General features: G+C 59.4%; 14 protein-coding genes and 1 tRNA gene. 9 read left to right on the forward strand and 6 right to left on the reverse strand.

The annotated features are described in order from the left end of the window. Positions 1 to 191: 191 nt before the first annotated feature. Positions 192 to 917, reverse strand: a complete 726-nt coding sequence (locus AC1XOS_RS03295) for a 3-keto-disaccharide hydrolase (protein ID WP_481960789.1) — start codon at positions 915 to 917, stop codon at positions 192 to 194. Between the two features lie 60 nt (positions 918 to 977). On the opposite strand from AC1XOS_RS03295, the gene AC1XOS_RS03300 reads away from it, so the two are divergent. After that, the gene (locus tag AC1XOS_RS03300) at positions 978 to 2,555 is read left to right on the forward strand and encodes an ankyrin repeat domain-containing protein (RefSeq protein WP_481960790.1); all 1,578 of its coding nucleotides are present in this window, start codon (positions 978 to 980) and stop codon (positions 2,553 to 2,555) included. 37 nt (positions 2,556 to 2,592) lie between these two features. Here AC1XOS_RS03300 and AC1XOS_RS03305 read toward each other — a convergent pair. From AC1XOS_RS03305 to AC1XOS_RS03315, 3 genes are all read right to left on the reverse strand, one after another. Next, positions 2,593 to 2,673, reverse strand: a tRNA-Leu gene (locus AC1XOS_RS03305). A gap of 51 nt (positions 2,674 to 2,724) precedes the next feature. Then, positions 2,725 to 3,906 (reverse strand): FAD-binding oxidoreductase, encoded by a 1,182-nt coding sequence (locus tag AC1XOS_RS03310; RefSeq protein ID WP_481960791.1) that lies wholly within the window; start codon positions 3,904 to 3,906, stop codon positions 2,725 to 2,727. 81 nt (positions 3,907 to 3,987) lie between these two features. Then, entirely contained in the window at positions 3,988 to 4,239 is a 252-nt protein-coding gene (locus AC1XOS_RS03315) for a hypothetical protein (protein WP_481960792.1), read from the reverse strand. A 211-nt stretch (positions 4,240 to 4,450) separates the two neighbouring features. On the opposite strand from AC1XOS_RS03315, the gene AC1XOS_RS03320 reads away from it, so the two are divergent. Continuing rightward, entirely contained in the window at positions 4,451 to 5,326 is an 876-nt protein-coding gene (locus AC1XOS_RS03320) for a protein kinase family protein (RefSeq protein ID WP_481960793.1), read from the forward strand. A 13-nt stretch (positions 5,327 to 5,339) separates the two neighbouring features. Here AC1XOS_RS03320 and AC1XOS_RS03325 read toward each other — a convergent pair whose 3' ends face one another. Continuing rightward, entirely contained in the window at positions 5,340 to 5,615 is a 276-nt protein-coding gene (locus tag AC1XOS_RS03325) for a nickel-binding protein (protein ID WP_481960794.1), read from the reverse strand. 41 nt (positions 5,616 to 5,656) lie between these two features. Between AC1XOS_RS03325 and AC1XOS_RS03330 the strand changes: the two genes are divergently transcribed. The 6 genes from AC1XOS_RS03330 to AC1XOS_RS03355 all read left to right on the forward strand — a co-directional run bounded on the left by AC1XOS_RS03330 (position 5,657) and on the right by AC1XOS_RS03355 (position 13,272). Next, positions 5,657 to 6,835, forward strand: coding sequence for an ROK family transcriptional regulator (locus AC1XOS_RS03330; RefSeq protein WP_481960795.1), 1,179 nt, complete (start codon positions 5,657 to 5,659; stop codon positions 6,833 to 6,835). Positions 6,836 to 6,854: 19 nt separating this feature from the next. Then, positions 6,855 to 7,583: a phytanoyl-CoA dioxygenase family protein gene (locus AC1XOS_RS03335; protein ID WP_481960796.1), complete on the forward strand. Its 729-nt coding sequence runs from the start codon at positions 6,855 to 6,857 to the stop codon at positions 7,581 to 7,583. A 171-nt stretch (positions 7,584 to 7,754) separates the two neighbouring features. Continuing rightward, on the forward strand, positions 7,755 to 9,959 hold the full coding sequence (locus AC1XOS_RS03340) for a diguanylate cyclase (RefSeq protein ID WP_481960797.1): 2,205 nt from the start codon (positions 7,755 to 7,757) through the stop codon (positions 9,957 to 9,959). Positions 9,960 to 10,166: 207 nt separating this feature from the next. Beyond that, positions 10,167 to 11,279 carry a mandelate racemase/muconate lactonizing enzyme family protein gene (locus AC1XOS_RS03345; RefSeq protein WP_481960798.1) on the forward strand — a complete coding sequence of 371 codons (1,113 nt, stop codon included), beginning with the start codon at positions 10,167 to 10,169 and terminating at the stop codon, positions 11,277 to 11,279. Between the two features lie 124 nt (positions 11,280 to 11,403). Next, complete coding sequence (locus AC1XOS_RS03350) at positions 11,404 to 12,258, forward strand: creatininase family protein (RefSeq protein WP_481960799.1); 855 nt, start codon at positions 11,404 to 11,406, stop codon at positions 12,256 to 12,258. A gap of 6 nt (positions 12,259 to 12,264) precedes the next feature. Further along, positions 12,265 to 13,272, forward strand: coding sequence for an alpha/beta hydrolase family protein (locus tag AC1XOS_RS03355; protein ID WP_481960800.1), 1,008 nt, complete (start codon positions 12,265 to 12,267; stop codon positions 13,270 to 13,272). A 43-nt stretch (positions 13,273 to 13,315) separates the two neighbouring features. Here AC1XOS_RS03355 and AC1XOS_RS03360 read toward each other — a convergent pair whose 3' ends face one another. After that, positions 13,316 to 13,699 (reverse strand): ankyrin repeat domain-containing protein, encoded by a 384-nt coding sequence (locus tag AC1XOS_RS03360; RefSeq protein WP_481960801.1) that lies wholly within the window; start codon positions 13,697 to 13,699, stop codon positions 13,316 to 13,318. Positions 13,700 to 13,794: 95 nt separating this feature from the next. On the opposite strand from AC1XOS_RS03360, the gene AC1XOS_RS03365 reads away from it, so the two are divergent. Further along, a complete protein-coding gene (locus AC1XOS_RS03365) occupies positions 13,795 to 13,998 on the forward strand; it encodes a hypothetical protein (protein ID WP_481960802.1) in 204 nt (67 codons plus the stop codon). Positions 13,999 to 14,063 lie beyond the last annotated feature (65 nt).

Here is a 14,063-nt window from a genome sequence, read left to right on the forward strand (position 1 = left end):
ACCTCGTTGCCACTGTCCAGCTTCACCTTGAAAAGACCACTACCTCCCCTTTTTTCAACAATCGTTCCCTTCGCCTCTTCCGGCTCAGGGCCGGTAGCGACCCGTGAGGGTGGTCGTCCGTTACCTATGCCGCCCCTACCACTGCTGGGAGAGGGCAGGGGTTTAGAATTGTCTTCAGGCATGATGTGTGATTAAAGCGTAAGTTTTTGAATCCAGACGTTTCGGAACCGCACGGGGTTGTTGTGTCCTTGAAACAGAATAGGCTTGGGCTCTGGCCCTTCTTTTTGTCCCGCTCCGGTCTTGCGTGGGATAGGAAAGTCGTCGTGGATGAGCTGCTGGTTCTGGTAGACCGTGACCCGCGCATTTTCCGTCTTCTTCTCGCCGTCAAAACGGGCCGCACGGAAGACAATGTCGTAGCTCTGCCACTCTCCCGCTTTTTTATTCACGAGGCGATCCGGCTTTTTGAGCTGGTAGAGACTGCCGCCATAGCTGGGCTTGTAGTCTTTCTCCGCCACGCCAAACGAGTTAAGAATCTGAATCTCGTAGCGCTGCTGGATGTAGATTCCGGAGTTGCCGTTTCTTTCGGGATCTGTGGTGTCTTTGACATCATTGACACTAAACTCCACGTGTAGGCGAAAGTCTTGGTACGCTTCTTTGGTGACAAGGCTCTCCCAGCCCTTCGGGGCAGTAAGAACACCTTTTTCAAAGACCCACCGCGTAGGGCCAGCCTCTTTCTCAGGGATCAGCTCGTAGCCCATCGCCCCGACAAGTGAAACGGCATCCGCAGGACGACTTATTTTACGAGGATCAATCACTCCCCGCGTCGAGCCAGAATACGGCTTTTCTTGAGGAACCACGCCATGTACAGACATCAAGAACGCGGCAAGTAAGGGGAGAGAATTTATGAGGTATTGCATTTTTTCTGCCACTATTGTAGCCCTTTAATGGCAGGGAAGGAAAGCGGATAAACTTACCTCATGGAAAACGTTGAACCTGTTCCTCAGGAAGCCCCCGAACCCGCGCTACATCGGGCGGCAAGGCTGGGAGACATCGCACAGCTAGAGCGGCTCCTCGCCGAAGGAGCGGATCTTGAGGCAGGAGATCAGAATGGAGCGACGCCGTTGATGATCGCGGCTGGCTCGACAGACGCAGAAACGAAAGGTGCTGTCGAGTGGCTACTTGCCCAGGGAGCAAATCCAAAAACGACCGGTGGTTGGTACAGAGTAACCGCTACTTGGTATGCTGCTGGCCCCGATTTATATTGCGATGCCACAGTCCCGACCGATCAGGCAGACCGGCTCCGCATTCTGCTTGATGCCAGCCTTGATGCAAATGAATCCTCCTCAAATGGTGTTTCTCTCCTCGTCAAGGCGTGTCGCTCGGGCGATCCCGCGCAAGTACGATTGCTCATGAACCGGGGCGCATCGCTGACGAATCACTCATCCTCAGACAAAAGACAATCGTTCCAAATCCCGCTGTTCGCCGCTTCCGAGTCAGGTTCCGCAGAGTGTGTGCAGCTCCTCCTAGACGCGGGCGCGGATGTCAATGAGGTCTGCAAAACAGGAAGTTTCCAGGTGACATTAAACCAGATCGATCGTCCCACTGTTGATCTTCCACCGGGACTGGATCTCGATGACATTTCCCAATCTGCAGCTGGCATTGACCTTGGGGCGTATATCGACCAACGAATCCAATCCACGAATGAGCTTTGGGGAGAGGATGGTGAAACGGCTTTGGCTAGTGCAGGCTCTCCGGAAGTGGCTCGCCTTCTCATCGCAGCAGGGGCGCGGGTGGATGCTCATGACTGGTATGAAGACGTCTTAGGACGGGTGCTAGAAACAGCGGACACGGAGTTAGTGATGGGGAATTCGGACGCTTTTGCGGTCGCCGATGTACTACTGGAGGCTGGGGCGACTCTGGATAAGAACTTCAAAGGCGAGTTTCGTTTGGGCTCTGCGGCGTTTCGGCATCATGCCCATGTCGTGGACTATCTTCTCCAGCACGGAGCCGCAGGTCAATCAACCCAGGAAGGCACGACACCGCTTCACAGCGTTTGCTGGAGGGGGGGATCCCAGGATGAGGAAACCAGCGAAACCTGCGCTCAGATCATCCGCTCCCTCGTCCGTGCCGGGTTCTCTATGGATGCTCGCGACAGTGAGGGGCGAGCACCTTTGCATAAAGCGACGGGCGGTGACTGGGCAAATCAGACGGCGGTGCGAACTCTGCTGGAGCTAGGGGCAGAGCCTGACCCAGTGGATGGCTACGGCCAGACACCATTGCACCTTGCTACTCGTAACCGTGCTCTGGAGTGTGCTGTGGCGCTCTTGGAGGCGGGAGCGAACCCAAGGCTACCCGACCTGACAGGCAACACCCCAATAGACTACGCTGAGGCGGAGGTGGTGACATGGACGCGCTATGCCCACTACGATGAATCGTCCACCGAACCTAACTCTTCCGATGATCCAAGGGTAGCGGAGAGTCTACGAAGCCTCAAGGTATTTGCTCGTGACGGTGATCTGGCGAAAGCACAAGCCCTTCTGAAGGCTCTAAAATAAAAACTCCCGACCTCGCATGAGGTCGGGAGCTTTTCTATGCCCAAGGGGGGACTCGAACCCCCACACCTTGCGGCACCAGTACCTGAAACTGGCGTGTCTACCATTTCACCACCTGGGCAGGTGCAAACTAGCGACACTGATTGTAGGCCATGAACAATCTTTTGTCAAGCTAGATTCCGCACACAAAGCGCCCTGGATTGAGCAAGTTGTAGGGATCGAGCGCCTCTTTAACACGCTCGTGGAGGACGCGGGCGGGGGGAGCCGGGAACCAGAGTGCCTCAACGCCGCCGGAGCGCAAGGCTAGAGAGCCATGCAGGAGTGTGAAGCGAACTCCGCGCACCTTGGCAAGCATCAGCGCCCGCGCGACACCGGTTCGAGCTTTCTCATCGTCGGCGTCCCAGGAGAGTGTCAGAGTACCGACCCCTAGCCAGGTATCTAAAGTCGCGGCGGTTTCCACAAGGGCATCAAAGGCAGCGGCGTGCAGGGCGACTGCAGCGGCAGGAGGGGCAACAAGACGCACTTGAACGGGCGCGGCGGGCGACTCGGGGACAAGCTCGCCAGGATAGACTTGCACAGGCGTGAGCCCACACTCCGTGGCAATTTCTGCGCCGCGCTGCGCTGCCGCATCGGTGACCGTCTCGGTGCCATGGTAGAGGGCTACCAGAAAGCGCCCCTGTATGTCTTCATGAAGGAGCAGGCTCACCGGACGGGTCTCATTCCAGAGCCGCGTGCTCGCCCCTTCGAGATCGCGCCCTGGGTTTACCTGCGCCACCAGTGTCCGCGCTGTCTCTGGCTTAGGGCTGACCTTGAAAGTCGCCTCGACAATGACTCCTAGAGTTCCAAGTGCCCCCACATGGAGCTTGGGCAGGTCGTAGCCCGTGACATTCTTGACCACTTTTCCGCCGCCCTTGACCAGCCGACCTTGCGCATCCACCACCGTGATTCCAATAAGCCAGTCGCGCACCGTGCCGTAGCCAAGGCGCAGGGGGCCACAGGCATTGGTTGCCAGAATCCCACCGACGGTTGCTTTTTCTGGCTGTGGCGGGTCGAGGGGGAGAAACTGCCCGTGCTGAGCAAGCTGCTCCTGAAGCGCTGCGAGCGTCATTCCGGCCTGAACGGTGACAGTCATATCGGCGTACTCATGAGCCACCAGCGCATTGATGCCACTGAGATCGAGGAGGATATCGGCCTTGCGCGGCGGTGCACCGTAGTCCTGCCCCGTGCCACCGCCCCAAGGAATCACGGCACTGCCCGATCCGTACGCATGCTTCAGAACTTCCTGAACATCCTCAAGGCTCTCCGGGCGGGTACGCACCCCGGCTTCTCTTCCCCACACTTCCACATCATTCACAAGAGGGATTATACCTGCCTGGTTCCCACAAGTAACAAAAGCCCCCGCAAGCACAAGCTTGCGGGGGCTTTTCAAGCGATTTTAACGGCGACCAGCAGCTTTGCGGGCGCTCTTGTAGCGGCTCTCGCGGTCATTGCGGGCGCCGAGACCCACGCCGGGGCCATCGCCTGCCATTGCTCGTAGAAGCTGCTTGAGGTCGAGCTGCTTGCCACAGCCCGAGCAGAAAAACTGATTGCGCATGATAGCCGCGGGGGGCAACATGCAGTTGAAGCTACATCCGGGGCAGGTCACGGTAAGCTCGCGGCGTCCGCCGCCCATCACAGGGGATTTCATTCTTAAACTCCTTGCCGGTACGGACCACGTACCTTCGCGAAATTTTTCACAAACCAACTCTCTCACACAAAAAAAGCGGCCAGAGAAGAACCTGCCGCTCGCTGTTTCGAGAGCAAAACTCCGCTTGCTCTAACAAACTCTCTGCACAGAACGTGTGCGATGTAAAATAGTATACCATGTCTCTCCCAGACACGGTAGAATCGTTTTCGCGATGACCTGGCCTACACAGCTCGACTATCAGGAAGCACTTGCGTTCCCTGCTCACTGCTTTACCGATAGAGAGCTGGGTAGCGCGCAACTCACCTTGCTCGGGCACTTTGGGCTTCCCCAGCCGATCACGGGTAACTTTGCCAATGTCTATCGCCTTAAAAGTGGCGGAAGTGGCATGCAGGAGTGGGCAGTCCGGCTCTTTCTGCGCGATGAGCCGCATCGCAGGGCGCGTTATGCTCTTCTGGCAGCCCTGCCAAGCTGGCCGGGGTGCTTGCTGCCCTTTGAGTTTCAGCCTGAGGGGCTGGTCTTAGCAACGGGCAGCTTTCCTCTGATGAAGCTGCCCTGGCAAGAGGGCGAGCCGCTGAATGTCTGGGTGGAGAGGCATCTCAATGACCGTAGAGCGCTGGAAGCGCTGGCGGGGCGCTGGGTGGCGCTGATCCGGGAGCTTGAAGTCGCGCAGCTTGCCCACGGGGACTTGCAACACGGCAATATCTTGGTGACCCCCGAGAGCGAGCTACGGCTTCTGGACTACGATGCCCTGTGGGCTCCCGTGCTGGAAAAGCTCCCTCCCGGCGAGCTCGGGCATCCGTCGTACCAGCACCCGCAGCGTCGCTACAACAGCACGCAGGATCGCTTCCCGGCACTGGTGATCTACACCGCGCTCCGGGCGCTAGCCGTGGCTCCAGAGCTCTGGTACCGGCTGGACAACGGCGATAACTTGCTCTTCCGACGCGAGGACTTCATGGCTCCGACAAGCTCCCGCGCCTTCAGCCTCCTGCGCGAGCGACGTGAGCTACGGACACTGACCACCGCGCTAGAGGCTGCCTGTGGTGCCTCCCCCAGCCTGGTTCCTGCCCTAGAGCGCTACGCTATTTAGTCGCTTTGCTCGGCTAAGTGGGAAGAGTGGGACGAATGACGCCCACATGGCCCTCTAGCTCAAGCTGCGTCACAGCATCCACGGGCAGCCCGACGCGCTGACAAAATGCCAGAATAGCCTCTTTATCGGGAGCTTCTAAGATCCAGACGATCTGCCCCTCCGCTGGGCTGTGAAAGCTACGGTAGCCGCGCACCACGGGATCGGACTGGCCTTGCGCCGCGATCTCCTCAATGCGCTCGGGAGTAAACTCACCGGGAGGGAACGTGTGAACCGAGAGAAATCGAGGCATAGGGCTATTGTACCCGCAGGATTCTGCTACAATGGAAGCGTATGCCATCAAAGGGTAAGATTCAGCCAGGGTTATTAGGACGTATCAACGAGTGGCGGGTACTGCGGACGATCCAGCGAAGTGGGCCACTCTCCCGTGCCGAGCTTGCACGAGCGACTTCGATCACCGCCCCCACTGCCTCTAAAGCTGTCGAAGCGCTCTTGCGTGACGGCTGGCTGCTCGAAGAGGACGATGCCGATGTGCGCCGGGGCCGTCCTGCCAAGAAGCTACGCGTGCCCTCAGAGGGGGCGCAAGTGCTAGGGGTGGTGATCGACCAGCCCCAGTGCCGCCTCGTGACCGCCGGGCTGGATGGTGTCCTGCGCGACGAGACACGCTTCACGACGCCGGAGAGCTACGCGGCGCTCCTGCACACGGCGCTGACTTGGGCACAAGAGCACCTTGCCCAGCCCAAGGTGCGCACCCATGGGCTCTGCGTGGCCATGCCCGGCCTGATTGACTACACCGAGCAGCGCGGCCTTCTCTCACCAAATGTCCATATCACCGATGGCCACACCCCTGCTCTGGATCTACAAAATGCCTTGGGAGTTCCCTGCGTTTTGATCCACGAGATCCACTCTCTCAGCCTTGCGGAGCGCCACAGCGGCAGTGCGCAGGGACTCGATGACTTTGCTCTCATGGATCTCTCGACAGGCGTGGGCTTTACGGCGGTTCTGCGGGGCCAGCCCTTCACCGGTCACCGAGGGCTTGCGGGCGAGCTCGGCCATATCACGGTTAACTCTGGCCCAGAAGCGCGGCTCTGTGGCTGTGGCAACCGTGGCTGCTTGGAGACCGAGGTGAGTGATCTCTCACTCCAGACCGCCATGGGCGCAGCCAGCCTAGACGAAGCCATTGCCCGCTACAACGCGGGAGAGACCGAGATTGTCAACGCCCATCTAGACTATCTGGCCATTGGCATTGCTGCCGCAATCCATGTCTTTAACCCACCCCATCTCTTTCTCAATAGCCGTTTCTTACAAGAGTGCCCCGCACTTCTTCCTGCGCTCCAGAGCCAGCTCGCCATCCGCACTCTCAAGCCTGCCCTCGACGACTGCACGATTCGGCTGGCACAGGGCAATAAATCCGAAGGGGTTATCGCGGGGATTATCGAGCACCTGACCAATGCCCTCTTGCCGACATCGCTTCAGGAGCTTCACCTCCTCGACCCCGCGCTTGCTCCCTGAGGAGACCAGAGACAATCTTATGATCACGGAAGAACAGAAAACCCACTTTCGCACCCAGGGCTTTGTCCATATCCCGAGTGTGATCTCCCCGGAAGAGGCGGCGCATTTTTATGAGGCCGCACGGGACTACACCCGCCGCAATCCGCCGCTCTCCAACCGCCCGGTCTTTGACCAGCACGTCAATGTCTGGACGGAAGATGTGGCGATGCGTGCCCTGACCCTACATCCGAGTCTGGCGGCGGCAGCAAAGGCGCTGAACGGCACCGAGCTGCGGCTCTGGCACGACCAGATCTTGATCAAGCAGCCCCACAATAATGCCGCCACGGAGTTCCACCAGGACCAGCCCTACTGGCCCCATGCGACATCGCCCAACCCCATCTCGGCTTGGATCGCGCTCTGTGATGTGCCGGTGGAGAAAGGCTGCATGACGTTCTTGCCGGGCTCGTTTCGCCATACCGAGCTCCCCGCACAGAACCTCTCAGATGCGCGTAGCCTCTTTCAGATCGAGCCCGAGTTTGTCTGGTTTCCGCGTGTGACGGTGCCTCTCAAGGCGGGCGATTGCACATTTCACCACGGGCGCTGCGCCCATATGGCGACCCCCAACTTCACCGACGATCCCCGTGTGGCGCATATCGTGATCTTCATGGAGCCGGGCACCACCTATAGCGGCAAGGGCCACGTCGTTACCGATCCCCTCAACCTTGCCGTCGGCGAGCCCCTCGCAGGTGCACTCTTCCCCAACGTCTAACCCTTTCCCATAGCCGAACCGAAGCCGTGCTTCAATTTTTCCGTGTTCCGTCCGACAATAGATTTACTACTTCGTTTGGGAATTTCTATGAGCGGCCAATCCATAAGTAAAACTAGTCTTACCGTAGAGCTTGATCGGATCTCCCAAGAGCTTTTTTTGTGTCAGCAACGCTTGGATGAGTCTCAAGCACTTGCACACTGCGGTAGCTGGGAGCTTGATATTCGTACACGGATGGGCTGGCTCTCCACTGAGCAACGACGGCTTTTCAATCTCACTCCTAGTGACGATATCTCAACGCCTGAACAAGTCCTACGGCACCACCACCCCGAGGATATCCAGCAAGTCTTGGCGCTGATAGAGCAGGCAGTACACACGAAGACCCCCTTCTCTATGGAGACACGCATTCTTTGTGACGATGGCACGATACGCTGGCTTCAAGCGCAAGGAAGTCCGGTTCTCGATATTGCCGGAAATGTGACACGGCTTGTGGGCACTACTATTGATATTACCGAGCGAAAGCGCATCGAGCAGGCCCTCAAAGATAGCCAGACCCGCCAGGAGGCGCTTCAGAGAGCCACTCTGGATGCAATCATCACGATTGATGCCCAAGAGCACGTGCTGGAGTGGAATGCGGTTGCGGAGAAAATTTTTAGTTACTCCGCGGCTGAGGCACAGGGCAAAAATCTTTCGGAGCTGATCGTCCCCCACTCCCTCAGAGATCGCCACAAGCGGGGAATCGCGCACTTTCTCAAGACCGGCGAGGGGCCTGCGCTCAACCAACGCACTGAGGTACCCGCCCTCCGTGCCGATGGTACAGAGTTTCTTATCGAGGTAACTGCCTTCCCCGTGCAGGTAGGAGATCAGGTCTTCTTTACCGCCTATATCCGCGATCTGACAATGCGTGAGCAAGCCAAAGAGGCACTACGCCAGAGCACGGCAGCACTACAAGCCATTGTCGAGACCGCGCCTGTGATTCTCTCGCATTATAATACTGAAGGGCTCGTGACGTTTGCCTGTGGGGCGGGGCGCGCTGTGCTCGGAGTGCCTACCGATCAGCGTGTTGGCCGCTCCATTGCCGAGCTGGCTCAGGACAAGCCTTTGTTTGCGGAGGGAGTGTTCCGCGCCCTGCAAGGCGAGGAAGTCTCGGTGGAGATGACGGAGAACAACATCACGCTCCGTACCGACTTCCGCCCTCAGTACAGCGACACTGGAGAGCTTATTGGCGCGATCAGCCTCGCACACGATATTACCGAGCAAAAGCTCCGTGACGCGGAAAAAGAGAAGGCGCTAGGAGAGGCTCATGAGCGTGCAGAGCGCGATCCTCTGACGGATCTCTGGAACCACCGGGCTTTCTACAAGCGCCTTAACGAGGAGCTGGCACGAGCGGAGCGTGAAAGAACGACCCTTGCGGTCGTGATGATAGATCTCGATAACTTCAAGTTCTTCAACGATGTCTACGGCCATGCCACGGGCGATGAGGTGCTCCGGCTGATTGCCCAGCGCCTGCGTGAGACGAGCCGCTCCTACGATGTTCTGGCGCGCTTTGGTGGCGATGAGTTTGCTATGATCCTCCCCAATGTGGGGAGTGTGCCCGCGATCGAGCTGGAGGCACGCCTGAAATCAGATCTGCGGAGCCTTGCCTTTCACCCCGAGGGCTACGAGAGTGCGGTGCCTCTGAGCCTCTCTCTGGGGCTCTCTCTCTACCCAAACCATAGCCAGAACCGCAGTGAGCTGGTGGAGTTTGCCGATCTGAGGCTCCGACATGCCAAGACAGGCGGCGAGAGTGGTAGTGAGGCCGAGCGAGCCCGTGCACGGATTAGTGAGTCGCTGGAGGGCTTCTCCATGCTGGATGCGCTCGTCACGGCGGTGGACAATAAAGACCGCTATACCCAAAACCACTCCGAGGATGTCTTGGCCTACAGCCTACAGATTGCCCGCCAGCTCGACCTTGATGAGGAAACGCAGCACACCATCGCCGTTGCCGCGCTTCTGCACGATGTGGGCAAGATCGGTGTCCCCGATGCGATCCTGCGCAAGCCCGGAAGGCTGACCGATGCTGAGTTCAGCGCAGTCAAGCAGCACGCGGCGATGGGAGCCGCCATTGTAAGCGCGGTGCCTGGACTAGAGTCCATTTTAGATATTGTCCGCCACCACCACGAGCGCTGGGATGGTGCGGGCTACCCTGCTGGTCTGGCCGGCGAAGAGATTCCTTTCCTAGCACGCCTGATGGCGGTCGCCGATGCCTTCTCCGCCATGACCACGGATCGTCCCTACCGCCTCGGAATGCCTTGTGAAAAAGCACGCGCCATTCTCCGAGCCGGTGCCGGAACCCAGTGGGACAGCGCCATGGTAGACGCCTTCCTCCCCGCAAAATAGCTCCACTACTCTCGTCTCGCAGGAGTAGGCTTCTAGAGGCGTATCGCTGAGGGCGTGCTTCAGCGCCGTTTCGTAGGCGACAGTAGGCAGCAGCTCCGTGGCAGGAGCGACGCGGTTACCAGGAATGGTGGTGGTTGGAGCCGTTGTGGCCATAGAGAATTGGCCCCACTGTGCTCCGCGCTGCCGATTTAGTGTTATCATAGGCATATGACAATCACGGCAGTGACGGCGCTGCCGCTACGGGGGGCGACTCCCGATGGCGGCTGGGCGCAGGGCTACAACGAGGACGAAGAGCTGCACACGCTGATTCGGGTCGAGACCGATGGGGGGCTTATCGGCTGGGGGAGCTGTTTCACCTCGGGCGCACTGGTCGAGGCGGCGCTGGGGCTCCTACGTCCGTATCTGCTGGGCCAGAGCGCCCTTGAGCCCGAGCGGGTAAGCGAGACGCTGCTTCAGTCCACGTTCTGGCAGGGGCGCGGCGGAACCGTGGCGCACGCGATCTCGGGGATCGACATTGCGCTCTGGGATATTCTCGGAAAGGCGACGGCCCAGCCGGTCGCGCGGCTTCTGGGCGGCTGCTACCGCAACAAGGTCAAGCCCTATGCCTCGATTCTCTTCGCCGAGCCACCCGTGCTTCGGCAGCGCCTCGAAGATGTCTTAGAGCGCGGCTTCAAGGCCATCAAGCTCGGCTGGTCAGGCTTTGGGCGCGTGAGCGGCGACTACGACAAGCTGCTGGTGGAAACTGCACGCAACACGGTCGGTAGCGATGTCGAGATATTTGTCGATGCGGGCGGCTCGGAGCAGCTCTGGCCGCACAGCTACAAGTGGGCGCTCCAGACCGCCAAGATGCTCGCTGACTACGGGGTGGACTGGTTTGAGGAGGCGCTTCCCCCCGACGATATCGACGGCTTCTGTAGGCTCCGTGAGCACGCCCCCCTGCCCATTACCAGCGGTGAGGTGCTGGTGCGGCGACAGAGCTTTCTGCCGTGGATCGAGCGCGGCGCAGTAGACATTCTCCAGCCGGACACGACCAAGTGTGGTGGACTCTCGGAGGCGCGCAAGATCGCTTGGGCCGCCTACGACCACAATATTGGCTTTGTCAGCCACGGCTGGAACACCGCCATCGGCCTCGCGGCGGACCTGGCGCTCGCCGCCGCGCTCCCAACAGCACGCTATGTCGAGTACATCACCCCTGCCGCCTACATCGACCAGCTCGTCAAGACGCCCTGGAAGCTCGACCCCGACGGCTTTCTCGCAATTCCCATGGCCCCTGGCCTCGGGATCGAGGTAGATGAAGAGGCACTCAAGAGGTTCACGTAACCTCTCCCCAACCTCTCTCCCGGGCGTTCGTACCTCACTGGGAAAGGGGCTAGTAAGAACAGGGCTCCCTCCTTTCCCAGCGACGGAGGAGCCCCCGGGAGAGGAGGGCTGGGGAGGAGAGGTTATGAATAGCTTAGACAAGGTACTTTATGACGGCCTGACATGGCCGGAGCTCAACGAGGCGGTGCGCGCGAGAAAAGTGGTGCTCCTGCCCATTGGGAGCACGGAGCAGCATGGGCACCACCTGCCACTCGATGTGGACAACTTCCTGGCACGTAGTATTTGCTTAGAGGCCGCAAAACGGAGCCCGCGTGAGCTGCTGGTAATGCCGACCATTCCCTACGGCTACAACGAGCACGCCCAAGACTTTCCCGGCACGATCCACGTGACCTATGCACACTTTATCGAGTACTGCCTGGATGTAGTGAAAAGTGTCGCCTACGCCGGGTTTGACCGCATTGTGATCATCGACGGCCACGGCTCCAACGAGCATCTCTGTGAGTTTATTGCCCGCCGCGCAACGCTGGAGACGGAGGCACTGGTGGCATCCGCGATGTGGACCAACCTGGCGATTGCGGCTTTTGAGAGCGTGCGCGAGAGTGGCCATGGTGGCGCAGCCCATGCTTGTGAGCTAGAAACCAGCGCCTATCTACACCTCGCTCCCGAGCATGTGCAGATGGACAAGGCCAGCAACCACTACGGTGGGGCGGCGGGACGTGAGGGGAGCAAGTTCCTCTCGGTGGATCTCACACGCGGCTGGGGGCCGATGAAGCTGGTGCAGTGGACCAGCGGCGCAACCCCCACTGGGGTCTCTGGTGCACCGACGCTTTCAACCGCCGAGAAGGGCAAGGTGATCGTGGACGGTGCAGCAGAGAACCTCGTCGCCTTTATCCGCGAGTTTAGGGGCATGGAGAAGCTCACGAGAGTAGATCACCGCGCTGTCAAGCCCGCCTTCCCCACACTCCCCAACCTGGACTAAGAAACCATGAAACAACCCCCTCTCTACAACGACCGCGTTGCCTCCTCCGACCCGATACGCACCGAGCAGGCCCGTGAGCTGGAGCGCTATATCGAGCACCTCAAGACCGATAAGAGCCGCCGGATCTCCGATATCAAGAAGCTCCGCCAGCGCTTTGCGGAGAGTATCGGCTATCCTCCACCCGGCAAGCCCGATCCGAAAGAGCAGGCGAGCTTTACGCAGATCGGCGAGGACAGCCTAGGCGTTTACTACCGGGCGATGATCCCGATCTTGCCGAGTGTCCACGCCGAGGGAATCTACATCACGCCCAAGAACGCCACAGGCCGCGTGCCGCTAGTGATCTCGATGCACGGCGGCGGTGGCTCGCCGGAAGTGGCGCTCTTTAATGGCGGGGCGAACTACCACGACATGGTGCGCGGCGGCGTGAAAAACGGCTACGCGGTCTTTGCACCCCAGCATTTGTTCCGTGCCGATGGCTTCCCCGGCGATATCCGCAACCGCACCGACGAGCGCCTGAAGCTCGTCGGCACGAGCCTGACAGCGGTGGAGATTGCCAAGATCACGCGCAGCTTAGATGTCTTGCTGAGGCGCCCTGAAATTGATCCGAAACGGGTCGCGATGGTCGGGCTCTCCTACGGGGGCTACTACGCGCTGGTGACTCCGGCGCTAGAGCCGCGCATTAAAGTGGCAGTGTCGAGCTGCTACTTCGGGGTCCAAGAGTGGCGCTACGAAAAAGATGAGCTCTCGGTACCGACGGACTTTCGCTTCCCCGATCGATTTACGCAGCTCCTCGACTCCGACTTGGTCGCCCTCATCTGCCCCCGCGCCTTGCTGATTCAGGCGGGAGCGACGGACAACGCCAGTCACCGCGAAGGCGGCGTCAAGCTCGCCCCGGCATCGGCAGAGCACTACAAAAAAGTCGGTAAAGAAGGCAACTTTGAGTTTCTTGTCTTCGAAGGTGGCCACGAGTTCCACGACCCGTCGGCGTGGGCGTTTTTGAAGAAGCACCTCTGAAGCCGGTGATGTGGTGCTGCTCACGCATGCTCCCGATCAAACCTCATGGTGCCTGCAGAACCTGAACAATCTCGGCGAGCTGGGCTTTTTGCGCCTGCTCAAGCGCGGTGGTTCCGGTGTGGTCTTGGCGCTCGCGATCCGCCCCTGCATTCAGGAGAGCCTTGACGAGTGCAGGATTGCCATGCTCTACGGCATGCATCAGCCCCGTGAAGCCCGTTCCTGGACGCTCTTCCGCATTGGGGTCGGCACCGTGACGTAGGGCTTCCTCGACAGCCAGCAGGTCTTGCTTATCCAGCGCGGCATGGAGCTTCACGTTGAGCACCGACCGATCCCAGCGCCACTGTAGATACCGGGCGCGAGCCAGCCCGAGGCTCGCACAGACTCCTACAGCCAGCAGGATACCCAGCCCCATACGCCACCGCTTCATGCAGTCAGTGTAGCTTAGTTCCCACAGAACTTCTACCCCCTGCTCTGCATAGCAGCAGCGATATGTGAGGCGGTAAAATGGGCTGGAGGTACCTAATGACTGAGGAAAAAGCTGCGGAAACAACGGAGAAAAAGCAGGACGATAACGAAATAGTTCTGCCAGCCGACCACCCGCTCTACGGCGTATTTGGTGTCTGGAAAGACCAACCGGAGCTTGTCGAACGCGTTTTCGATGAGATTGCACGCTATCGCCGCAAGATCGCCCGTGAGGAGGCAAGAGCTGCACGTGCCACCAAATGAAGGCTTTTTACTCGATACGAATACCTTTCGCGAAGTCACAACAGGAAATCTCACCGTTCTACGGT

The sequence above is a fragment of the Armatimonas sp. genome (genome assembly GCF_964826245.1).